The sequence below is a fragment of the Neorhizobium sp. 2083 genome, assembly GCF_031455615.1.
GTDB lineage: Bacteria > Pseudomonadota > Alphaproteobacteria > Rhizobiales > Rhizobiaceae > Neorhizobium.
Genome location: NZ_JAVDTC010000001.1, coordinates 1,054,802 through 1,076,685 on the forward strand (window position 1 = coordinate 1,054,802; position 21,884 = coordinate 1,076,685).

Annotated in this window: 24 protein-coding genes and 1 tRNA gene; 13 read left to right on the forward strand and 12 right to left on the reverse strand. The window is 61.8% G+C overall.

All coding sequences use genetic code 11. From position 1 onward, the window contains the following. Nucleotides 1–32: 32 nt before the first annotated feature. Nucleotides 33–503 carry a nuclear transport factor 2 family protein gene (locus J2X76_RS05425; protein WP_310213888.1) on the reverse strand — a complete coding sequence of 157 codons (471 nt, stop codon included), beginning with the start codon at nt 501–503 and terminating at the stop codon, nt 33–35. After that, entirely contained in the window at nt 500–1,132 is a 633-nt protein-coding gene (locus J2X76_RS05430) for a pyridoxamine 5'-phosphate oxidase family protein (protein WP_310213890.1), read from the reverse strand. The genes J2X76_RS05425 and J2X76_RS05430 overlap by 4 nt, the downstream gene beginning before the upstream one ends. Nucleotides 1,133–1,251: 119 nt before the next feature. Here J2X76_RS05430 and J2X76_RS05435 point away from each other — a divergent pair, with 119 nt between their 5' ends. Beyond that, the gene (locus tag J2X76_RS05435) at nt 1,252–2,169 is read left to right on the forward strand and encodes a LysR family transcriptional regulator (RefSeq protein ID WP_310213892.1); all 918 of its coding nucleotides are present in this window, start codon (nt 1,252–1,254) and stop codon (nt 2,167–2,169) included. Nucleotides 2,170–2,308: 139 nt separating this feature from the next. Further along, entirely contained in the window at nt 2,309–2,521 is a 213-nt protein-coding gene (locus J2X76_RS05440; RefSeq protein ID WP_113125598.1) for a hypothetical protein, read from the forward strand. A gap of 68 nt (nt 2,522–2,589) precedes the next feature. Here the strand turns inward: J2X76_RS05440 and J2X76_RS05445 are convergent. From J2X76_RS05445 to J2X76_RS05455, 3 genes are all read right to left on the reverse strand, one after another. After that, nucleotides 2,590–2,666: transfer RNA gene (locus J2X76_RS05445), tRNA-Arg, on the reverse strand. A gap of 138 nt (nt 2,667–2,804) precedes the next feature. Continuing rightward, complete coding sequence (locus tag J2X76_RS05450) at nt 2,805–4,235, reverse strand: HAMP domain-containing sensor histidine kinase (protein WP_310214722.1); 1,431 nt, start codon at nt 4,233–4,235, stop codon at nt 2,805–2,807. Nucleotides 4,236–4,474: 239 nt separating this feature from the next. After that, a complete protein-coding gene (locus tag J2X76_RS05455; RefSeq protein WP_113125596.1) occupies nt 4,475–6,517 on the reverse strand; it encodes a methyl-accepting chemotaxis protein in 2,043 nt (680 codons plus the stop codon). Between the two features lie 484 nt (nt 6,518–7,001). Here J2X76_RS05455 and rpmH point away from each other — a divergent pair, with 484 nt between their 5' ends. From rpmH to yihA, 4 genes are all read left to right on the forward strand, one after another. Next, nucleotides 7,002–7,136, forward strand: coding sequence for a 50S ribosomal protein L34 (gene rpmH, locus J2X76_RS05460; protein WP_080719113.1), 135 nt, complete (start codon nt 7,002–7,004; stop codon nt 7,134–7,136). A 28-nt stretch (nt 7,137–7,164) separates the two neighbouring features. After that, nucleotides 7,165–7,557, forward strand: coding sequence for a ribonuclease P protein component (rnpA, locus tag J2X76_RS05465; protein ID WP_113125595.1), 393 nt, complete (start codon nt 7,165–7,167; stop codon nt 7,555–7,557). Next, nucleotides 7,557–9,362, forward strand: a complete 1,806-nt coding sequence (gene yidC, locus J2X76_RS05470) for a membrane protein insertase YidC (RefSeq protein ID WP_310213898.1) — start codon at nt 7,557–7,559, stop codon at nt 9,360–9,362. The genes rnpA and yidC overlap by 1 nt, the downstream gene beginning before the upstream one ends. Before the next feature lie 153 nt (nt 9,363–9,515). Then, complete coding sequence (gene yihA, locus J2X76_RS05475; protein ID WP_113125593.1) at nt 9,516–10,163, forward strand: ribosome biogenesis GTP-binding protein YihA/YsxC; 648 nt, start codon at nt 9,516–9,518, stop codon at nt 10,161–10,163. 83 nt (nt 10,164–10,246) lie between these two features. Here yihA and J2X76_RS05480 read toward each other — a convergent pair whose 3' ends face one another. Continuing rightward, nucleotides 10,247–10,804 (reverse strand): fasciclin domain-containing protein, encoded by a 558-nt coding sequence (locus J2X76_RS05480; protein ID WP_113125592.1) that lies wholly within the window; start codon nt 10,802–10,804, stop codon nt 10,247–10,249. Between the two features lie 351 nt (nt 10,805–11,155). On the opposite strand from J2X76_RS05480, the gene argB reads away from it, so the two are divergent. After that, entirely contained in the window at nt 11,156–12,043 is an 888-nt protein-coding gene (gene argB, locus J2X76_RS05485) for an acetylglutamate kinase (protein WP_113125591.1), read from the forward strand. Nucleotides 12,044–12,062: 19 nt separating this feature from the next. On the opposite strand, the gene J2X76_RS05490 is transcribed toward argB, so the two are convergent. Together J2X76_RS05490 and J2X76_RS05495 are read right to left on the reverse strand one after the other, a co-directional pair. After that, nucleotides 12,063–12,836, reverse strand: coding sequence for an isocitrate lyase/phosphoenolpyruvate mutase family protein (locus J2X76_RS05490; protein ID WP_310213901.1), 774 nt, complete (start codon nt 12,834–12,836; stop codon nt 12,063–12,065). 71 nt (nt 12,837–12,907) lie between these two features. Continuing rightward, on the reverse strand, nt 12,908–13,810 hold the full coding sequence (locus tag J2X76_RS05495; protein WP_113125589.1) for a DMT family transporter: 903 nt from the start codon (nt 13,808–13,810) through the stop codon (nt 12,908–12,910). Nucleotides 13,811–13,915: 105 nt separating this feature from the next. Here J2X76_RS05495 and J2X76_RS05500 point away from each other — a divergent pair, with 105 nt between their 5' ends. After that, a complete protein-coding gene (locus J2X76_RS05500; RefSeq protein WP_113125682.1) occupies nt 13,916–14,629 on the forward strand; it encodes a pyrimidine 5'-nucleotidase in 714 nt (237 codons plus the stop codon). Between the two features lie 109 nt (nt 14,630–14,738). Then, entirely contained in the window at nt 14,739–15,389 is a 651-nt protein-coding gene (locus tag J2X76_RS05505) for an EF-hand domain-containing protein (RefSeq protein WP_113125588.1), read from the forward strand. A 91-nt stretch (nt 15,390–15,480) separates the two neighbouring features. On the opposite strand, the gene J2X76_RS05510 is transcribed toward J2X76_RS05505, so the two are convergent. Together J2X76_RS05510 and J2X76_RS05515 are read right to left on the reverse strand one after the other, a co-directional pair. Further along, on the reverse strand, nt 15,481–15,789 hold the full coding sequence (locus J2X76_RS05510; RefSeq protein ID WP_037079371.1) for a hypothetical protein: 309 nt from the start codon (nt 15,787–15,789) through the stop codon (nt 15,481–15,483). A gap of 57 nt (nt 15,790–15,846) precedes the next feature. Further along, nucleotides 15,847–16,707, reverse strand: a complete 861-nt coding sequence (locus J2X76_RS05515; RefSeq protein ID WP_113125586.1) for an LOG family protein — start codon at nt 16,705–16,707, stop codon at nt 15,847–15,849. A 136-nt stretch (nt 16,708–16,843) separates the two neighbouring features. Here J2X76_RS05515 and dapD point away from each other — a divergent pair, with 136 nt between their 5' ends. Genes dapD through J2X76_RS05535 form a run of 4 tightly spaced genes read left to right on the forward strand, consistent with a single transcriptional unit; the run spans nt 16,844 to nt 20,138 of the window. Further along, complete coding sequence (dapD, locus tag J2X76_RS05520; RefSeq protein ID WP_310213911.1) at nt 16,844–17,698, forward strand: 2,3,4,5-tetrahydropyridine-2,6-dicarboxylate N-succinyltransferase; 855 nt, start codon at nt 16,844–16,846, stop codon at nt 17,696–17,698. A 9-nt stretch (nt 17,699–17,707) separates the two neighbouring features. Next, on the forward strand, nt 17,708–18,904 hold the full coding sequence (gene dapE, locus J2X76_RS05525; RefSeq protein ID WP_310213913.1) for a succinyl-diaminopimelate desuccinylase: 1,197 nt from the start codon (nt 17,708–17,710) through the stop codon (nt 18,902–18,904). Then, nucleotides 18,888–19,508, forward strand: a complete 621-nt coding sequence (locus tag J2X76_RS05530; protein ID WP_310213915.1) for a hypothetical protein — start codon at nt 18,888–18,890, stop codon at nt 19,506–19,508. The genes dapE and J2X76_RS05530 overlap by 17 nt, the downstream gene beginning before the upstream one ends. A 33-nt stretch (nt 19,509–19,541) precedes the next feature. Beyond that, nucleotides 19,542–20,138: a hypothetical protein gene (locus tag J2X76_RS05535; RefSeq protein WP_310213917.1), complete on the forward strand. Its 597-nt coding sequence runs from the start codon at nt 19,542–19,544 to the stop codon at nt 20,136–20,138. A gap of 23 nt (nt 20,139–20,161) precedes the next feature. Here J2X76_RS05535 and truA read toward each other — a convergent pair whose 3' ends face one another. Next, the gene (gene truA / locus J2X76_RS05540; RefSeq protein WP_310213919.1) at nt 20,162–20,917 is read right to left on the reverse strand and encodes a tRNA pseudouridine(38-40) synthase TruA; all 756 of its coding nucleotides are present in this window, start codon (nt 20,915–20,917) and stop codon (nt 20,162–20,164) included. Beyond that, on the reverse strand, nt 20,917–21,852 hold the full coding sequence (gene fmt, locus J2X76_RS05545) for a methionyl-tRNA formyltransferase (RefSeq protein WP_310213920.1): 936 nt from the start codon (nt 21,850–21,852) through the stop codon (nt 20,917–20,919). Before fmt ends, truA begins: the two co-directional genes overlap by 1 nt. Between the last annotated feature and the right edge of the window lie 32 nt (nt 21,853–21,884).

A 21,884-nucleotide genomic window follows, 5' to 3' on the forward strand; every position in this document is an offset into this window, starting at 1 on the left:
CTGCGAAAGATCTGCCTAAAAACCAGTAAGGGTCAGAAGCCCAGATCGCTGAGGCCCGGATGATCGTCGGGCCGCCGGCCGAGTGGCCAATGATAGCGTCGGTCGGTCTCGCGGATAGGAGCGTCGTTGATGGAGGCAAGGCGCCGACGCATCAGGCCGTGTTCGTCAAACTCCCAATTCTCGTTGCCATAGGACCGGAACCAGTTGCCGCTGTCGTCGTGCCATTCGTAGGCAAAGCGCACTGCAATGCGGTTTTCCCGGAAGCTCCAGAGCTCCTTGATGAGCCGGTAATCCAGCTCGCGCTGCCATTTGCGGGTCAGGAACCCGACGATCGCCTCGCGCCCCTCGACAAATTCGGCCCGGTTGCGCCAGAAGCTATTGATCGTATAGGCGAGCGCCACGCGCGCCGGATCGCGACTGTTCCAGCCGTCTTCCGCAAGGCGGACTTTCTCGGCAGCCGTTTCCAACGTGAACGGTGGCAGGGGAGGACGTTGATCGCTCATTGATTGTCTCCTCGGGTGGCAAGACGGACGCGCAGCTCGGCGTTTTCGGATTCGAGTTGGGCAAGACGATCCCTGAGCGGACGGACCGCCTCATTCACTTCTCCATCGGTGAAACGAGGGGTGATGTGCTGTGGGCAGTTCCAGTCGAAGCTCTCGAGCCGCAACCGGAAGATACGCTCGATCCTGGCCCGGTAGTTGGGATCGGTGACCAGAATAGTCAGATCAGGCTCCGCGTCGAGCGCCACCTCCTCGACATGGGCATAGATCTTCAGCCGGGCGCGACGGGCATAGTCCATCAGAAAGAGGCAGACCCGGTCGTTCGCCGCGACATTGCCGGTGCTGATATATTGGCGATTGCCGCGATAATCCGCGAAAGCCAGCGTGCGGTCGTCGACAAGCTTTAGGAAGCCGCGCGGGCCGCCCCGGTGCTGCACATAGGGCCAGCCCGTCTCCGAAACCGTCGCCATATAGAAGCTGTCGCGGTCGGCGATGAATGCCGCTTCGTTTTCCGTCAGACGGTCGAACTCGCGATCGCCCTTGAAATCCTGCCAAACGTGGTCGATGCCCATCGCCTTTTGCGCCGCACGGACGCTGGGCGTTATAGCGATATCGAGAAAGCCATAGGACATTGATGGACCTCCTTCAGGTCGGAAGCCGCTATCGGCGGGTGGCGCGACAATGCCTCTTTTCACAAATCCGCGGAATACCGTAAGATTGAAACTCATCTTACCAGAAAATGGAAAGGCGGATGGATCGTTTCGAGGCCATGTCGATGCTGCTGGAGGTGGTGGACAAGGGCAGCCTGTCTGCCGCGGGTCGCTCGCTTCGGGTTCCCGTTCCGACGCTCAGCCGGAAAATTTCGGAGCTGGAGGCATCGCTCGGAACGCGCCTGCTGATCCGCACCACCCGCAAACTCACGCTCACCGACGCAGGCATCACCTATGTGGCGGCGGCGCGGCGCATCCTTGAACAGGTCGCGGATGCGGAACGCGAGGCGGCCGGCGAGTTCAGCGCACCGAAGGGCGAGCTGGTCGTCACCGCGCCGATCATGTTCGGGCGGCTGCACGTCCTGCCTATCGTCACCGACTTCCTGGCGCTGTTTCCCGAAATCAACATCCGCCTGCTGCTCGCAGACCGCAACGTTCACCTCGTCGACGACCATGTCGATATGGCCGTCCGGATCGGGCCGTTGCCGGACAGCACGATGGTTGCGACGCGGATCGGATCGATGCGGATGGTGATCTGCGCCAGCCCCGCCCTGCTTGCAGCTCACGGCACACCGCAGACACCGGAAGATCTTCGACGGATGCCGTGGGTGACGTTCGAAGGGCCGATGCCATCGTCCGCTCGGGACATGCTGCCGGCGGGATCGAACGCGACCCATGGCGTTATCCCCCCATCCCGCCTTTCGGTTTCGACGGCCGAGGCCGCCGTAGACGCCGCGATGCGCAATGTCGGGGCAACGCGGCTGCTCCATTACCAGGTCGAGGAAGCGGTCAGGGCCGGCGCGCTTCGGATCGTTCTGGACTCCTTCGAACCGGAGCCACCGCCTATCCACCTCGTCCACGCCGCGCGTGGCCAGATGCCGCTCAAGATGCGCAGCTTCCTGGATTTTGCCGCACCCAGGCTGCGCCAGGCGCTCGACCGGATCAGCTCCGTCGCCTGACGTCGCCGCTGACGATCGCGTCGTCCGGCACCGTTTTTGGCATGCCGGAGGAGCTGAAACCGAGACTGCTTGTCATTATGACATCCACCCTATTTTAGAATGGATGTTCGGCCGCGGCCCATTGCACGGGAGCTTGAAAATGGCAGTAATTCAGGAAGAACCCCCGATCGCACTCCCCTCACATCCTGAGGAAATCAAATCCACTTTTGATCTGCGCGTGGGGAAGCACATTACCTTGCAAGGCAGCGCCAGAATAACGCCAGCGGGCGTGATCAGCACGGGAATCGCGATCGCCGCCATGACGCTTGCATTGGGGTATCTCATATCGTCAATGCGGCGTCGGGGGAATTAGGCGGACGCGCACTAACGCCTAAAGCCTATCAGCTCTCGACAGTGTTCAGAGATAATTGGAAGAAAAAGTGGCGCACCCGAAGAGATTCGAACTCCTGACCCCCAGATTCGTAGTCTGGTGCTCTATCCAGCTGAGCTACGGGTGCGTCTGCAAGCAGTGCGTTACCGCTTGCGTGGCGATCCTCTAAAACGTCCGCATTCCGATTGCAAGCGATTTTACCGAGGGCAACGTCATTTTGCTGTCACTTCTCGCTCAAACCGTTGAGAAGCAACATTTATTTGCATCAGGCCCGAACCCGGTAGTCCTCCAGCGAGACCGGGCGATCGGGAATTTCGATCCTAAACTGCGTGCCGGGACCCGGTTTTTCCACAAGCGCAATGGTGCCGCCATGGGCCAGGACAAGTTCGCGGGCAATGACGAGGCCAAGGCCGGTGCCGCCCGACCGCGCCGAACCGCGGAAGGCCGAAAACAGGTTCTCCCGGGCCTTTCGCGGCATGCCGGGGCCGGTGTCGTCGATGGTGATGCTGACGACGCTGCCGACCCGGTGCGCGGAGACCGTAACCCGGCGAACCATGGACGCATCCTGCGGATCGAAATTCACCAGCGCCTGGACGGCGTTCCGGCAGAGATTGTGGATGACGCGGAAAATCTGCTCGCCGTCGCAATCCACTTCGAGATCCCCGGCGATCTGGTCCAGAAACTCGATCCCGATTTCCGGATCGATCGCCAGCATGTCCCGCACGTCCTGGGCCAGGGCCGCAAAGCGGATGCGCCGGCGACGGGGCGCTGCCTCGGAGGCCTGGCCGTAAGCCAGGACTTCGCTGGTATAGCCCACCGCGCGGTCGATGGTGCGCAGCAGTTTCGGTGCAAAACTTCTCACCATCGGGTCATCGACATCAGTGAGGCGGTCGGACATCAATTGCGCCGAAGCCAGGATGTTGCGCATGTCATGGTTGATCTTCGATACGGCGAGGCCAAGATCAGCAAGGTTCTTCTGCTGCTTCAGGGTGCGCTGCAATTGCGCCTGCATGGCGGTCAGGTGCCGGCCGGCGACGGCAAGCTCGCCCCGGGAGCGGTCGCCCGTAAAGACGCGGCCGGGATCCTCCGGCTGCTCTGAGAAAAGCTGCATGCTGTGGGTCAGCCGCCGGATCGGCATGATCATCATGCGATTGATGGCCAGGAAAATCAGCACCGCGGTGATCAGCGAGATTAGCAGCGACAGGAGAAACATCGTCTTGGAATATTTCAGCATGTCCTTGCGCAGCGCGTCATCGGTCATGACCAGTTCGATGACCATGTCGCTGTCACCGATCGGGCCATAGACACGCATGACGCGGCCGCCACCGAAAACGAGCGTGTCGACTGCGTCGCACATTGCGGAGATCAGCGGTGTATTGGCAAGGTCGTATACGTGGTCGATCTGGGGCTGAGTGTCCGTGGCCGCCAGCAGGCGAGACGTGCCGTCCTTGCGGAGCGCGATCACCTTGGTGCCGGTCGCAAGCAGCGTGTCGTCCTGGACCGCGCGGGGAAGCTCGGCGGGCTGCAGCCCGTCGATGACGATGCCGGCTGCGGCGGCGGTATCCAGGCGATCGCGCAGCCAGTTCATCCGCATGGTCGCGATGGAGGGGACGAAGATCAGAACTTCGGCCATCATCACGAAGATGACGGTGAGCCAGAGAAGCCTGCCGGAAAGGCCGCGGAAAAGGCGCGGCATGGTTTCCGGTCCCGCGCCTTCCGGCGAGGACCCCGAGCGCCCCGAGGCATGAACCTCGTCGTCCATGCGGACCTCCGTTTCCGAATACCCGGCCCGTCGGACGGGAGCAGGCTCAAGTATGATCGGCCATTTTATAGCTTCAGCTTTTTTTTACCAGTCCCTTTGCCGCAGTGCAAAAGAGAAAGCGGAGAACAGTTACCTGCCTCCGCTTCCTTATTCGATCGACATCCGAAATTGGATCAGAATTCTTCCCAATCTCCGGCAACGGCGGCCGTTGCCGTCGCGGCGGCGGTGGCGGCTCCGCCGAAAGCCCGCGACAGCGCACCCGTCATCGCCTTTACCGGAGAGACCCGCGGCCGGTGAGCGGTCGTCGCCGTAACGACGGGCCGGGCGGTTTTGACTGGCTGGGCAACGCGTTCGCCGTCCTGGCCGATGTCGAAATTGGAGACGAGTGCAAACAGGCTGTCGGCCTCGGAGGACAATGTCTGCGTCGCTGCCGACGTCTCCTCGACCATGGCGGCGTTCTGCTGCGTGACCTGGTCCATCTGGTTGACCGCGGTGCTGACCTCGCCGAGCCCTGTCGACTGTTCGCGCGAGGCGACGGCGATCGAATGGATATGGTCGTTGATGCGCAGCACGCGGGTTTCGATTTCCGACAGCGCCTCGCCGGTCTTCTGGACCAGCATCACGCCTCCGGCGACTTCCTCGCCGGACTTGCTGATCAACCCCTTGATGTCCTTTGCGGCACTTGCCGAGCGCTGGGCGAGTTCGCGGACCTCCTGGGCGACGACGGCGAAACCCTTGCCGGCTTCGCCGGCACGGGCTGCCTCGACGCCGGCATTCAGAGCCAGAAGATTGGTCTGGAAGGCGATTTCGTCGATGACGTTGGTGATCTGGGCGATCTCGCGGGAGGCTTGTTCGATGCGGCCCATGGCATCGACGGCGCTGCGCACCACCTCGCCGGACTGGACCGCGCTCTGCTTGGCCTCTCCGACCATGACGGTCGCCTCGTGCGCCCGTTCCGTCGAGCTCTTGACGACGGCGGTGATTTCGGCGAGCGCGGCGGAGGTTTCTTCGAGTGCCGCGGCCTGCTGTTCGGTGCGGCGGGACAGATCGTTGGTCGCGCGGCTCAGCTCGGCGGCGCTGCCGTTGATGGAGCCGGTCGCGGTGCGGACATTCCGCATCGTGCCGCGCAGCGTATCCATCGTGCCGTTGACATTGTGCTGCAGCTCGGCGAACGCACCCTTGAAAGTGCCCCGCATGCTGTCGGTGAGATTGCCCTCGGCGAGGCTTTTCACGACGCGCCGGGTTTCCGACACCCCGGCATCGACGCTCTCGACAAGCATGTCCACGTCACGGGCGAAATGGTCGAGGCTCTCCTCACCCCACTGCATGTTGATGCGACGGGTGAAATCCCCCTCGGCCGCGGCTGCGACAACGGCGGCCATCCGTGCCTGCAGATCGTCGCTCTTGCCGCGCATGGTCGCTTCGGACGCATTCATGCGCGCGACTTCGATGCCGTTCCTGCGGAAAATCTCGATCGCAGCCGCCATGTCGCCAATCTCGTCGGCGCGGTTGGCGCCATTGACGATCGTATCGAACTTGCCGTCGGCGATGTGTTTCATCGCCCTGGTCAGGTCGGTGATCGGATGGCTGAGCTGCCGGCGGCCCAGGTAAAGGCCGAAGCCGGCACCAGCGGCAACGCCTGCCAAGGTGACTGCCGAGACGAGGATGAAAAGCGTCTGGGTGAAATTGTTGAGTTCTTCGTTCACGGCCGCGAGAACGGCCTTGTCGGTGGCGACGATCGCGTCGATCTCCACCTGGTAGGCCTTGCGGTTGTTGCGGTTGGCGTCGTTGTTGCCCTGTTCGTTGGCAGCGGCCGGGCTCACCTCCCGGCCAAGACGGGCTGTCTCGGTCCGGAAACCGGTGAACTCCTTGGAGCGGGCGAGCAGCTTGTCGAATGCGGCGCGCTCGTCAGCGGGAACGATCTTGTTCCAGTCATTGAGAAGCTTGCCCATCTCGTCGAGGTAACCGAGGATGCCATCCCCGAATTTTCCACCCTCCTTGGTATCCTTCGACATGTAGACGCCGCGGGATTCCATAACGACGGCAGTGACGAGGCGGTTCAGGTGTTCGCCCTTGTGCGCCCGGTCGGCGGCCAGTTCATATTGAACCATCATCTGGCGATATTCAGCCATGGCGAACAACGCCATTCCGCCGATAAAGCAGGCCACGAGGCTCATCAGACCGACGAGGAGGTTGATTTTCCCTCGAATTTTCATTGTTTTTCCTTCCAGACGCCACTTTACCGTGTGAGAAAGAGCGTGCTCGTAAACGACGCCTCTTCCATTCCATGCTAAAATTAGCCTTTAGAAATTAAAGAAATGCTTAGAGGTGAGGACGTGGCCGGCCGATAGGACATTGAACTTTTCCTGCAGGAGTTTGAGGCGGTCCGTGCGTGCAAGGCGAAGATCGCATCCGGTGTTTCGCCCCTGAATTCAAAGGGGCCTAGGGAGCGGCGACATTCCAACCACGCGGATATCTGTGGTGATGGCTTTGATCGAAGCTCGAGCGGCCGCGGGCCCGCATGCAAAAAACCCGGCGGCGATTGACTTTTCCGCCGGAGTCCTCCTATAAGCCGCCCACGTTCAGCTCCGGCCGGCTTGCACGCATGCAGCCGCTTGCGCAGATCGTTTTCCGAAGCGCTCTTGCCGTCGTGATGACGGCAAACTCCAAGAAGGGCCGCACACCGCGGTATTAAAATAAATGAAGCGTACCTATCAACCGTCCAAGCTTGTTCGCAAGCGCCGCCACGGATTCCGCACCCGCATGGCCACCAAAGGTGGTCGTCTGGTTCTTTCCGCACGTCGCGCCCGTGGCCGCAAGCGTCTCTCGGCCTAAGGCCTGAGATGCCCGAGACAACCGGGCGATGACGACTGAGAAAAAGAACGAGAAAACTGTCGGGCGGCTTCAGAGCCGGCCGCAGTTCCTTGCCGTCCGCGAGGGCGAAGCCCGCAGGGGCCGGAACTTCCTTCTGGAAGTCCTTGATCGGAACCAGCCGGACGAAGCGCCGCGCGTCGGTTTCACCGTTACAAAAAAACATGGCAACGCGGTCGAACGCAACCGCATGCGACGCCGGCTCCGCGAGGCGGTGAGGCAATCTGCCGGATTTGCAATGAAGAACGGACACGACTATGTGATTGTCGCGCGGCGGGAGGTGCTCAACGCCCCCTTTGCGGATATGACGGCTCAGCTTATCGAGCGTATCGAAAGCAAGCCGAGACCAAAGCGGTCCGAGGAGACCCGTTCCAGGAAAGCATGATGGAAAAGAACCGCAATTACTTCATCGCGATCGCGCTCTCGGTGCTGATCGTTCTTGCCTGGCAGTTCCTCTATATGAATCCGAGGATGGAAGCCCAGCGGCGCGCCGAGGAAGCGCAACGCGCGCTCCAGGGCGAAGCCGCCCAGACGACATCGCCGGAAAGCCCTGGTGCCCAGAGTGGTTCCGGCGTACTGGGGAACCTGCCCGGCGCGACCCCGGCAACTGCTGCGCTTTCCCGCGATCAGGCCATTGCCCGGTCGCAGCGCGTGCAGATCGAGACGCCTGCCCTGATCGGTTCCATCAATCTGACCGGCGCCCGTTTCGACGACCTCAAGCTGCGCGAGTATCACGAGACAGTCGACGACAAGAGCCCGATCATCACGCTGTTTTCGCCGTCCGACACCGCAGACGGCTATTTCACGGAAGTCGGCTACATCCCGAATGAATCGATCGGCACCGCTCCCGGCACCGGCACGCAGTGGACGCTCGCAAGCGGCGAAAAGCTGACCCAGCAGACGCCGGTGACGCTTACCTTCACCAACGACAAGGGCGTGACCTTCACGCGTACGATTTCGGTCGACGACCATTACATGCTGACCGTCGCCGACAAGATCGACAACAAGACGGCCGCTCCGGTGAAGCTGACGCCGTATGGCCGCGTGCTGCGCAACAACAAGCCGGCAACGCCCTCGGTCTGGGTCATCCACGAAGGCTTCATCGGCGTGATGGGCGAGAGCGGCAGCCTGAAAGAGAACACCTACGCCAATATCGAAAAAGAGCAGTTCACCAACGAAAAGGCGACGACCGGCTGGCTCGGCATCACCGACAAGTATTGGGCTGCGACCCTGGTGCCGCCGCAGACGCTGCCTTATGTCGGCCGCTTCTCGCATTTCAGCGGCGGCCAGGCGAGCTATCAGGCGGACTACAAGGGCGACGACCTGACGGTTCAGCCGGGTCAGTCCACCGAGCTCAAGAACCTCGTCTTCGCCGGCGCCAAGGAAGTGCCGCTGATCTCGCGCTACGAGACGGAGTTTGCCGTTCCGCAGTTCAACCGCCTGATCGACTGGGGGTGGTTCTACTTCATCACCAAGCCGATGTTCCAGCTGATGGACTTCTTCTTCCGTCACGTGGGCAATTTCGGCGTGGCGATCCTGCTGACCACCATCGTCGTCAAGGCGCTGTTCTTCCCGCTCGCCAGCAAGCAATACGCTTCGATGGCCAACATGAAGCGCATGCAGCCGAAGATGGAAGAGCTGAAGGCCAAGTTCGGCGACGACCGGATGGGCCTGCAGCAGGCGATGATGGCGCTCTACAAGGAAGAGAAGATCAACCCTATCGCCGGCTGCTGGCCGGTGCTGTTGCAGATCCCGGTCTTCTTCGCGCTCTACAAGGTCATCTACGTCACCATCGAAATGCGGCATGCGCCGTTCTTCGGCTGGATCCAGGACCTGTCCGCCCCCGACCCGACCTCGCTGTTCAATCTGTTCGGTCTGCTGCCCTACGACGTTCCGCATGCGCTGATGATCGGCGTTTGGCCGCTGGTGATGGGCGTCACCATGTTCGTTCAGATGCGCATGAACCCGACACCTCCGGACCCGACGCAGGCGATGATCTTCACCTGGATGCCGCTGGTATTCACCTTCATGCTGGCATCCTTCCCGGCCGGTCTCGTCATCTACTGGGCATGGAACAACACGCTGTCGGTGACGCAACAGGCGATCATCATGAAGCGCCACGGCGCCAAGGTCGAACTTTTCGACAACCTGAAGGGCCTGTTCCGGCGAAAACCGGCGCCGACGAAATAGCGCCCCGGCACAAACGAATGAGAAACCCCGGCCAGTCCGGGGTTTTCTTTTGGGAAAAGCGGCTGAAAAGCCCGAAAGCTTGACATTGCCGGCCAAAACCGTGAAGCCGTCCCCTTCGATAAAACAGGACGATCAGAACCGATGCCCGCAGACATGAGCACGGACGACAAGCCGTTATTCGGCCGCCCCTGGATCTTCATCCGGGGCGTGCCCTCGATGAAGTTCCTGCCGCCGGAAGGTCCCCTCGAAGTGGCCTTTGCCGGCCGCTCGAATGTCGGCAAGTCGTCGCTGATCAACGCGCTCGTCGGCCAGAAGGGTCTGGCGCGCACGTCCAATACGCCCGGCCGTACCCAGGAGCTCAATTACTTCGTACCGGACGGTTATTCGGGCCAAGGCGGCGACCTGCCGCCGATGGCGTTGGTCGATATGCCGGGCTACGGCTATGCCCAGGCGCCGAAGGAGACGGTCGATGCCTGGACCAAGCTGGTCTTCGACTATCTGCGCGGCCGCGCAACGCTGAAACGCGTCTACGTGCTGATCGACAGCCGCCACGGCATCAAGAAGAACGACGACGAGGTGCTCGACCTGCTCGACAAGGCCGCCGTATCCTACCAGATCGTGCTGACCAAGATCGACAAGATCAAGGAACCGGCCGTGGTGAAGCTGCTGGCCGAGACGCAGGAGAAGATCCGCAAGCGTCCCGCCGCCTTCCCGTTCGTGCTCTCGACCTCGTCGGAAAAAGGCAGGGGCATCGAGGAACTGCGCCAGGCGATCGCCGAAGCGGTCGGCCGGTCGCTCTGACCCAGCCCCGACAAGCAGATCCGGCCGCCCCGAAGAAAGACGACCGGATCCTGGCGTAAGAGCCTAATACGCGAAACCGGCTCTTACATTTTCGGCAAGAGAACCTTGTCGACCACGTGGATGACGCCGTTCGACTGCTTGACGTCGGCGATCGTGACATGTGCCACGCCGCCCATTTCGTCGGTGAGCGTGATCTTGCCCATGCTTTCCTTGGCCTTCAGGACGCAGCCACCGACGGTCTTGACGTCATGCGTGCCCTTGTCGTCCTTGATCATCTTCTCGATGGCCGTGGACATGGCATCCGCCGCGACCACGTGGCAGGTCAGCACCTTGGTGAGCTGTGCCTTGTTTTCCGGCTTCAGCAACGTTTCGACCGTGCCCTTGGGCAGAGCGGCGAAGGCTTCGTTGGTCGGTGCGAAGACCGTGAACGGACCCTTGCCCTGCAGCGTCTCGACCAGGCCGGCCGCCTTGACGGCAGCGACGAGCGTCGTGTGGTCCTTGGAGTTCATGGCGTTTTCGACGATGTTTTTGTTTTCGTACATCGCGGCGCCGCCGACCTTAGGATTGGCGGCGAAGGCTGTCACGGCGGTGGCGGACAGAACGGTCGCGACGGCGAGCGTGCGGAGTGCGGTCTTCAACATGGTGGCTTCCTCTCAACGAAACTGATTGCCCCGGCGCGTATCAGCGCCTCCAAGGCCTGGCGTCCCGACATCGGCGGAGACATCGCAAGAGACGGGAGGCGCGGGAAAAGAGTTTCAGCCGCGATAGGAAAGCAGCCGAAAAACTTTCAAGTCACTGTTTTCGTTGATGGATATTTGATGACCTGGCTGCCGCCAGCCCGTCCGATGCATTTGAGGCGGTATTGGTGCCGGGATGCGCCGCTCCAACCAGCCCTCGCCTCTTCGTCGATTGCGCGACAATCTCACGGACTGATTATTTCCTATGTCAAAAACATGCGCTAAAAGGCCCCACTCAATATTCAGGGGTATCCGATGACGGCTTCCGAAAGCGAACTTCAAGCCAAGCTTCTGGCGCAGGCGCTGCCCTATATGCAGCGTTACGAAAACAAGACGATCGTCGTGAAATACGGCGGTCACGCCATGGGCGATACGGAACTCGGCAAGGCGTTCGCAGCCGATATCGCGCTTCTCAAGCAGTCCGGCGTAAACCCGATCGTCGTTCACGGCGGCGGCCCGCAGATCGGCGCGATGCTGACGAAGATGGGCATCGAATCCAAGTTCGAAGCCGGCCTGCGCGTCACCGACCAGAAGACGGTCGAGATCGTCGAAATGGTCCTCGCCGGCTCGATCAACAAGGAAATCGTCGCGCTGATCAACCAGACCGGCGAATGGGCGATCGGCCTTTGCGGCAAGGACGGCAACATGGTCTTCGCCGAAAAGGCAAAGAAGACCGTGATCGATCCGGACAGCAATATCGAACGGGTCCTCGACCTCGGCTTCGTCGGCGAAGTGGTGGAAGTCGACCGCACGCTGCTCGACCTGCTCGCCAAGTCGGAAATGATCCCCGTCATCGCCCCCGTCGCCCCCGGCCGCGACGGCGCCACCTACAACATCAATGCCGATACGTTCGCCGGCGCGATCGCAGGTGCGCTGAGCGCCACGCGCCTGCTTTTCCTCACCGACGTTCCGGGCGTCCTCGACAAGGACAAGCAGCTGATCAAGGAACTGACCGTCGCCCAGGCCCAGGCCCTCATCAAGGACGGCACGATTTCCGGCGGCATGATCCCGAAGGTCGAGACCTGCATCGACGCGATCAAGGCCGGCGTGCAGGGCGTCGTCATCCTGAACGGCAAGACCGCCCATTCCGTTCTGCTCGAGATCTTCACCGAACACGGCGCCGGCACGCTGATCGTTCCCTGATCGCCTAAGGTTTCAAGATTCAGCCGGCGGCGGTGAAAACCGCCGCGGCGTCCTCCTTCAGCTTCGCCATCATCGCCCGGTAGGGACCCGGTCCGTAGCTGACGCGGCTGACGCCCAGTTCCCCGAGCCGCTTCGGCGACGGAACGCCTGCGAACATCATGATGTTGACCGGGAGCGGCGAGGCCTTGCATAGCGTCTCGATCAACCCTTCATCCGCCAGGCCCGGCGCGAAGAAGCCGTTGCCGCCGGCCTCGGCATAGGCCTTGGCGCGGCGGATCGCCTCGTCAAGAAGTGCGGCATGTTTGCCCTGATCGCCTTCCTGCAGGAAGAGATCGGTCCGCGCGTTGATGAAGAACGGCATGTCACGACTGTCCGCCAATGCCCGGATGGCACGAATGCGTTCGGCCTGCTGACCCACCGGATAGATGCCGCTGCCGCCGACGATCTGATCCTCGAAATTGATGCCGATGGCGCCGGCCTCGATGACCTTGGCGACATTCGCCGCGAGTTGGACCGGATCTTCCGCATAGCCGCCTTCGAAATCGGCGGTGAGCGGCAGATCGACGGCGGCAGCGATCGATTTCACCGTCGCGAGCAATGCGTCAAGCGGCAGGTTTTCGCCGTCGGCATACCCTTGCGCTGCGGCGACCGACCAGCTTCCGGTGCCAAGCGCCTTTGCCCCCGCATCTGCAACTGCCTTGGCGGTTCCGGCATCCCAGATGTTGTAGATGATGACCGGATTGCCCTTCCTGTGAAGCGCACCAAATGCAGCTGCCTTGTCGTTCAGAGACATGGATGATCCTCCCGTTGATCGCCCATCCTAGCCGGATTCGAAAACGGATGCCGCCGCAAATCGGGCGCCGATCAGGAAAAGATCAACCCCAGGATGCCACAGACGATCAGCAGGCAGCCGAAGACTTCCATGCGGTTCACCCGCTCGTGGAAAAGAAAATACGAGGCCATGAAGGTGAAGACGAGTTCGATCTGGCCCAGCGCGCGGACATAGGCCACCTGCTGCAAGGTCATCGCAGTGAACCAGCCGGCCGAGCCGACGACGCCGGCGACGCCCACGAGCGCGGACGAACGCCAGGAAAGAATGACCTGGACGATCTCTCGCTTGTCCTTCCAGAACATCCAGACGAGCATGAAGGCTGTCTGGAAGGTCGTGACGCAGGCGAGGGTCACGGCGGCCTCCATGACAGGCCCCGGTCCGCCGAGCGACAGCGAAGCCGTGCGGTACGAAACGGCGGAAATGCCGAAGACCGCGCCCGAGGCGATGCCGATCAGGGCGGTGCGGCTGGTCATTGCAACCAGCATGTTGCGCCAGGACAAAGGCATGCGCGCCATCGAGATGGTCATCACGCCGATGACGCCGACGATGATCGCGGCGACCGAGCCGGGCGTCAGCTTTTCGCCGAGCAGGATAAAGCCGAATATCGCGGCCTGTACCGGCTCGGTCTTGGAATAGGCCGTCCCGACCGCAAAGTTGCGTAGCGAAAAGAGATGGACCAGCATGATGGTCGCAAAGATCTGCGCCAGCCCGCCGATCACCGCCCATAAAGCGAAAGTCCAGTTCGGCACCGGGAACGGATAGCCGGCGAAATAATGCAGGCACAGGACGTACAGGATCGCGATCGGGAAACCGTAGCCGAAGCGCACGAAGCTCGCGCCGCGCGTGCCGAGCGAACCCTGCAGATGCTTCTGCAGGGCCGAGCGCAGGTTCTGCAAGAAGGCTGCGGCAATTGTGATCGGGATCCAGAGTTCCATATGCTGGCGGTATCATGCGTTCCGGCAGATCGCCAAGGCCGGCTTTGCCCTAAAGCGTTCGTCTTTTTCGTTTTCTTTGACGCCGAGCCGGTGCATAAAGCGACCATGGAAAAAAAGCCGCAGACCCTGCCCGATCCCGCCGATTTCGCCCATGTCCGCGACTGGGTGTTCGATCTCGACAACACGCTTTATCCGCATCACATCAATCTGTTCGCGCAGATCGACAAGAACATGACGGCCTACGTGCAGGAACTGCTGCAGCTGGAGCCGGCGGAAGCGAAGGCGCTGCAGAAGCGATATTACCACGAGCATGGCACGACGCTGCAGGGCCTGATGCTGAACCACGGCATCGATCCGGACGGTTTTCTCGAACAGGCGCATGCGATCGACTATTCGGCGCTCTTGCCGCATCCGGAGCTCGGCGCGGCGATCCGGGCGCTCCCGGGCCGCAAGTTCATCTTCACCAATGGCAGCGTGCGGCACGCGGAGGCGGCAGCCAGGGCGCTCGGCATCCTCGACAATTTCGACGACATATTCGACATCGTCGCGGCCGGCTACGTGCCGAAGCCGGCGGGCGCGACCTACGACAAGTTCGCCAGCCTGCACCGGGTCGATACCAAAAACGCCGCGATGTTCGAGGACCTGCCGCGCAATCTGCAGGTGCCGAAGGTGCTCGGCATGCGCACCATCCTGCTCGTGCCGCGCAATCTCGATGCGGTGCTGATGGAACGTTGGGAAAAGCTGACCGACGAGGACGATCATATCGACTACGTCACCGACGATCTGACGGGTTTCCTCACCGGTCTCGATATCGGCTAAGGTTTTATCGGCATTACGAAAAGTTCATCCACATTACGGATGTTTAAGTGGTTTTGACCGTCGCCGGCTCTATCTTCAGGCTATCGAAACAACCTGAAGGACCACCACGATGACCGCAAGAAAGATCGTTCTGGCGACCCTTGGAGCAGCACTGATCGCGGGCGCAGCCATTCCTGCATTTGCAGCCCCAGGGCGTGATCGTCCCGGCCGCCACGATGGCCCCGGCCGCGCGATGATGCAGGACGTGATGTTCGTCCGTCTCCTGAAGAATGCCGACGCCGACAAGGACGGCAAGGTCTCCAAGGACGAGATGACCGCCTTCCAGGACAAGCTCTTCACGGCCATCGACGCCAACAAGGATGGTTCGCTGACGCGCGGCGAGATGCTCGACTATCGCCAGGCGAAGATGGAAGAATTCCGCAAGAACAACCAGCCGGAGGTCGGCAATACCGCCGATAAAAAGGACGATCAGTCCGATCGTGACATGGCCGACCGGCGTGACGACCATCGCCGCGACCGCGATCATTCCGCATGGAACCGCGATGGCGAGGGCCGCCATGGCTGGGGCCGCGAAGATGCCCGTTGGGAACGACCGCATGGGCGCCCGGGCCAGGGCATGTTTCGCATGATCGATGAAGACAAGGATGGCAAGATCACCAAGGCGGAAGCGTCCGCCGCATCCGACAAGCTGTTCGCCCGAATGGACACCAACAAGGATGGAACCATTTCCATCGACGACCTGCCGGACCGCCCCCTCTAGTTCTCCGCCCCCTTGGAACTAGTTCCGACAGTCGTCCCAAGGACCCGCCCCCTTCCCACAGGGGCGGGTTCTTTTATTTTTGAGACTATATTCAGGATGGTCTGTGCTCGACCGCTGTCACCCGGTCGGCAACCTCTTCCACCTTATCCTCGATCCGGACAAGGGATTGTTCGATCGTCGACTGCATGTGAGACAAAGCTCCGCCAAGTTCGATTTTGATCGAGAGCTCCAGATCGTCCCGGATCTCCGCCTGGCGCCGTTCAAGGCGTTTCGAGAATTCATAGGTCTGAATCGTCAGCGTCCTGATTTCCGCGACTTCCTTGCGAAGCGCACGGATTTCGTCATTCGTCCGCTGCCCAAGCTTGGCCAGGAAATTCAGATCTACGACTTCATCGGTCATCGTTATCATCCTCTACCGGCAATTTAATCGCGAACTCCTCTACTTGCAATCAAGCCTTCAATGCTCGTAGAAATCCGAGATGATCTTCCACGCCTGCTCGGCGGTCTCCACAAAATTGATGAGGCCCAGATCATCCGGCGCGATGGTGCCGAACTCGGCGAGCGCGCCAAAATTGATGATGCCGCGCCAGAAGGCTTCGCTGAACAGTATGAGCGGCATGCGCTCCATGCGCTTGGTCTGGATGAGGGTCAGCACCTCGAACATTTCGTCCAGCGTGCCGAACCCGCCCGGGAAAACGACGACGGCCTTGGCCCGCATCATGAAATGCATCTTGCGGATGGCGAAATAGTGGAAGTTGAAGCTGAGCTCGGGGGTCACGAAACGGTTGGGCGCCTGCTCATGCGGCAGCATGATGTTGAGGCCGATGCTCGGGGCGCCGGCATCCGCAGCGCCACGGTTGCCGGCCTCCATGACGCCCGGTCCGCCGCCGGTCACGACCACATATTCCTGGTGATTGTAGCCCGCCGAATGCCTGCCGCACAGAGCGGCGAATTTGCGCGCCTCTTCGTAGTAGACGGAAGCCGCTTCGAGATTGTGCCGCTGGGTCTCGTTGCGGGCGGCCCAGGCGCTCTGGCCGGGGGCCGGGATGCGCGCACCGCCGAACAGCACGACGGTCGATCGGATGCCGCGCTCGGCGAGCGCCATTTCCGTCTTCATCAGCTCGAGCTGCAGCCGGACGGGGCGAAGCTCCTCGCGGCTGAGGAATTCGTCATCCGCATAGGCGAGGCGATAGGAGTGCGATTCCGTCTGCGGCGTCTTCGGCTGGACGGCGGCTGCGCTCTTGTCCGCCTTGTTATCCTTCAGCGGATCCCAAACCCCGTCCTTGCGCCGCGGTCCGTCCTTCTTCACCCTTGCCATTCGCATGATCCTTTCGGCGTCAAATGCATTGACGCCAATTCACATTGACGCTTGAGTGGCGGTCGCTTAGATCAAAAGACACCAAATGGCCACCTCTCCCACCATCACGATACCGAGTGACGTTTAAGGATTTCCCATGAGCAGCCCCGACTTCTCTTCCCTTGAAAAGACCATCGAGACCGCCTTCGACAATCGCGACAGCGTCACGGTGTCGACCAAGGGGGAAATCCGCGATGCGGTCGAGGAAGCGCTCAACCTGCTCGACGACGGTAAGGCGCGGGTTGCCAGCCGCGGCGAAGACGGGAGCTGGACGGTGCATCAGTGGCTGAAGAAGGCCGTGCTTTTGTCCTTCCGCCTCAACGACATGGAAGTCGTGAAGAACGGCCCCGGCGCTTCCACCTGGTGGGACAAGGTGCCTTCAAAGTTCGAGAACTGGGGCGAAAACCAGTTCCGCGCCGCCGGCTTCCGCGCCGTACCGAACGCGGTGGTGCGCCGCTCCGCCCATATCGGCAAGAACGTCATCCTGATGCCCTCCTTCGTCAATCTCGGCGCTTATGTGGACGAAGGCACGATGGTCGATACGTGGGCGACGGTCGGCTCCTGCGCCCAGATCGGCAAGCACGTGCATCTCTCCGGGGGCGTCGGTATCGGCGGCGTGCTGGAGCCGATGCAGGCCGGCCCGACCATCATCGAGGACAATTGCTTCATCGGCGCCCGCTCGGAAGTCGTCGAAGGCTGCATCGTGCGCGAAGGTTCGGTGCTCGGCATGGGCGTGTTCATCGGCAAGTCGACCAAGATCGTCGATCGCGCTACCGGCGAGATCAGCTATGGCGAAGTGCCGCCCTACTCGGTCGTCGTCGCCGGGTCCATGCCGGGCAAGCCTTTCCCCAACGGAGAGATGGGACCGGGTCTCTATTGTGCCGTGATCGTCAAGCGTGTCGACGAGCAGACCCGCTCCAAGACCGCCATCAACGAACTGCTGCGCGACTGATCCGATCCGATGCCTGTTGCCGATCCTATCGCCAATCTCCAGACGCTCATCCGCTGCCCCTCGGTGACACCCGCCGAAGGCGGCGCGCTTGCGGCACTCGAGGCCATGCTGCTTCCGCTCGGTTTCAAGGTGGAGCGCATGGTGGCGACGGAGCCCGGCATGCCGGATATCGAGAACCTCTATGCCCGGCTCGGCACTGACGGCCCGCATCTGATGTTTGCGGGGCATACGGACGTGGTGCCGCCGGGCGACGAGACGTCGTGGAGCCAACCGCCGTTTGCCGCCGAGATCGTCGGCGGCGAGCTTTTCGGCCGCGGCGCAGTGGACATGAAGGGCGGCATCGCCTGTTTCGTTGCGGCAGTCGCCCGCCATATCGAGCAGCACGGGGCGCCAAAAGGCTCGATCTCCTTCCTGATTACCGGCGACGAGGAAGGCCCGGCCGTCAACGGCACCGAGAAACTGCTGAAATGGGCCATCGAAAAGGGCGAGACCTGGGATGCCTGCCTGGTCGGCGAGCCGACAAATCCCGATGTGCTCGGCGACATGATCAAGATCGGCCGCCGCGGCTCGGTCTCCGGTAAGGTGACCGTCTTCGGCGTCCAGGGCCATGCGGCCTACCCGCATCTTGCCGATAACCCGGTGCGCGGCCTCTTGCCACTCGCCTCTTCGCTGATGGATCCACCCTTCGACGGGGGTACGCCGGAATTCCCGGCCTCGAACCTGGAAGTGACGTCCGTCGATGTCGGCAATCCGGCGACCAACGTCATTCCGGCCAAAGCCAGCTTTGCCTTCAACATCCGTTTCAACGACACCTGGACCGCGGACACGGTGAAGGCTGAGATCGTCCGGCGGCTCAATGAAGCGGCGGTCAAAAGCCCGCTTCGCCCGGACCGCGACCCGGCTCGCTACGAGATCACTTGGGCCGAACGCCCGAGCCACGTGTTCCTGACCCGCAACAATGCGCTGATCGCCTCGCTTTCCGGCGCAGTCGAAAGCGTGACCGGCAAAGTGCCCAAGCTTTCCACGACGGGCGGCACGTCGGACGCACGGTTCATCAAGGATTATTGCCCGGTCGTCGAATTCGGCCTGGTCGGGCAGACCATGCACATGATCGACGAGCGCGTGGCCCTTGCCGATCTGGAGACGCTTACCCAAATCTATGGGACCTTCATCTCCCGCTGGTTCGATAATGCCCTCCTATCATGACGTCAGGCTCTATCTCGGCGGCCTTTGGCTGCTGATCCGCGGCGATGCGCGCGGTCTGCGGCCTTTCGACATTTCCGACCAGGGCATCCTTCGGTCCTTCTGGGCGATCGCCTGGTGTGCGCCGGCGCTGATCATCGGCTGGATATTCCAGCGGATGGAATATCTTCGCCATTTCCCCCAGCGCGAGGATTATTCCTTCATCTTTTTCCTGAAGATGCTGGTCCTGAGCGCGGCACAGTGGATCATGCCGGCCGTGACGCTCATCGCCCTCGGTTTCATCCTGCGCTTCATGCCGCTCGTGCGGATCCTGATCGTTGTGCGCAACTGGTTTGCCGTACCGCTCGCCTATGCGATCTATGTCGTGTTGACGCCTGTCGCCTTCCTGACCGGTCGGCACGGCGCCACTGCAAGTCTGGCCGGCTATGGCTCGATCTTGCTGGCTGCCGCCATTCTGATCGTCGCCCTCGCGCTGGCCTGGCTCATTCTCAGAACGGTGATGGGCGGCCCGGCGATGATCCGAGTGGCGACCCTCGGATTCGTGGTCCTGTCGGAAATCATCGTCGTTCGCGAACTGCAGGCGATCATGGGGGTTTCCATAACCTGATGCGTGATTTCACCGTTTCGCACGGAGGCCGTCTTGCCCTCCTATCCTGAAGTCAGGTTGTATCTCAGCGGCCTCTGGCTGCTGATCCGCGGCGATGCGCAAGGTTTTCGCCTGCTCGACATTTCCGATCGCGGCATGATGCGCTCCTTCTGGGCATTCGTCTGGTGCCTGCCGGGTGCTTTCATCTCGTGGCTGTGGTGGCGCGACTATCTGCTCGAAGGCATGCCGTCCGGCGCCCGGATCGGCGGGATCTTCTTCGTCCGTATGGCTATGCTGGAAATCTTCAACTGGATCGTGCCGCTCATCCTTGCCGGAGTGCTCTGCTCGCTTCTCGGCATAACCCGGAAGTTTCCGGCCGTCGTCGTCACCGTCAACTGGCTCTCGGTTCCATTCGCCTACCTCTACGGCCTGCTGAGCCTGCGCTTCCTGCTGCCGTCCAGGCTCGATACCGTGCTGGCCCTGGTCCATTTCGCACTTTTGATCGTCATGATCTTCTCGGTATCGCGGGTGATGCGGATGATCTGCGGGCCGCAGCCGCTGATGATCACCACGCTGGTGCTGGTTCTGATCGTACCAGGCATGATTTTGACCGAAGCGCTACAGCGTTTCCTCGGCATCTATCCGCTCTGACGGGACCCGAAGCCTGTCGAGAGCTAGACGTCGCCGGGATAGTCCACCTTCATGAAATAGAGCCCGTCCGGCGGGGCGACCGGCCCGCAGGCGGAGCGATCCCTGGCATCCAGCGCCGCCCGCACATCCGCCGGCGTCATCTTGCCGTCGCCGGCCAGTTTTAGCGTTCCCGCAAAGGAGCGGATCTGGTTGTGCAGGAAACTCTGGGCGGTAGCGCGGATTTCGATCAGATCGCCCGTGCGCGTCACGTCCAGCCGGTCGAGCGTGCGCATCGGGCTCGTCGCCTGGCAGTGCGCCGAGCGGAAGGTCGTGAAATCGTGGTGGCCGACCAATGTCTGTGCCGCGGCATGCATGGCTTCGTGATCGAGCTCGCGCGCCACCCACCAGGCCCGCCTGGATTCGAGCGCAAGCGGCGACGGCCGGTTGAGGATGCGATAAAGATAATGTCGGCGCAAAGCCGAGAACCGGGCGTCGAAAGACTCGTCCACCGCCTGCACGTCCAGAACCGCCACCTTTTCCCCCGCCATCATCAGATGGGCATTGAGAGCATTGCGCAGCTTGTAAGGTTTCCAGTCGCGGGAAAGGTCCGCGTGGATGACCTGCCCCGTGGCATGTACGCCGGAATCGGTGCGGCCCGCCCCGCGGATCGAAACGGTCTCGCCCGTCAAAGACAGGATAGCCGCCTGCAACGCGGCCTGCACGGAATGTCCGTTCTCCTGCATCTGCCAGCCAACATAGGGCGTGCCGTCATATTCGACGATCATGCGGAAACGGGGCATCAGGCGAACCTCGTGCCTGCCGTAAAGGGTGTGCCGCGTAGAAACTCGGTGGCATCAAGCGGCTTGCCGCCAGCCTTCTGAAGCTTAACGAGCCGCACCGCGCCCTCGCCACAGGCCACTGTCAGCATATCGTCGACCACCATGCCCGGCTGGCCGCTGCCCTGCCCCAGTTCGGACGCCAGAACCTTGATCCGCTCCGGCTTGCCGCCGATCTGCGCCTCGAACCAGGCACCGGGAAAGGGGGACAGGCCGCGGATATGATTGTGAACGTCACGGGACGGCTTTGAAAAATCGATGCGTGTCTCGCCCTTGTCGATCTTGGCGGCATAGAGCACGCCTTCGGCCGGCTGCGGTGTCAGCGGCAGAGCGTTGGCTTCGAGCTTGCCCATCGCCTCGACCATGGTACGGGCGCCGACCAGCATCAGCTTGTCATGCAGCTCCCCGGCGGTCATGTTATCGCCGATTTCGACTTCCTTTGTCAGCGCGACGGGACCCGTATCCAGGCCCTTCTCCATCTGCATGACCATCATGCCGGTTTTCTTATCGCCCGCCATGATCGCACGCTGGATCGGCGCGGCTCCCCGCCAGCGCGGCAGGAGCGACGCATGGCCGTTGTAGCAGCCGAGCCCGGTGCCGGTCAGGATCGCCTCCGGCAACAGAAGGCCATAGGCAACGACCACCGCCACATCCGCATTGAGCGTGCGAAATTTCTCGCGCTCTTCGGGTTCCTTGAAATTGACCGGCGTGAACACGGGAAGGCCGAGCAGCTCGGCTGCCTGATGCACCGGCGACTTCACGAGATCGAGCCCCCGCCGGCCACCGGGGCGAGGCGGCTGGGTATAGACGGCGACGATCTCGTGGCCGGCGTGCTTGAGGCTTTGCAGCGTCGGCACGGAAAACTCCGGCGTTCCCATGAAGATAATGCGAAGCGACATGGATGTTCCGCGCCCCAAAAAGACCGCGCCTT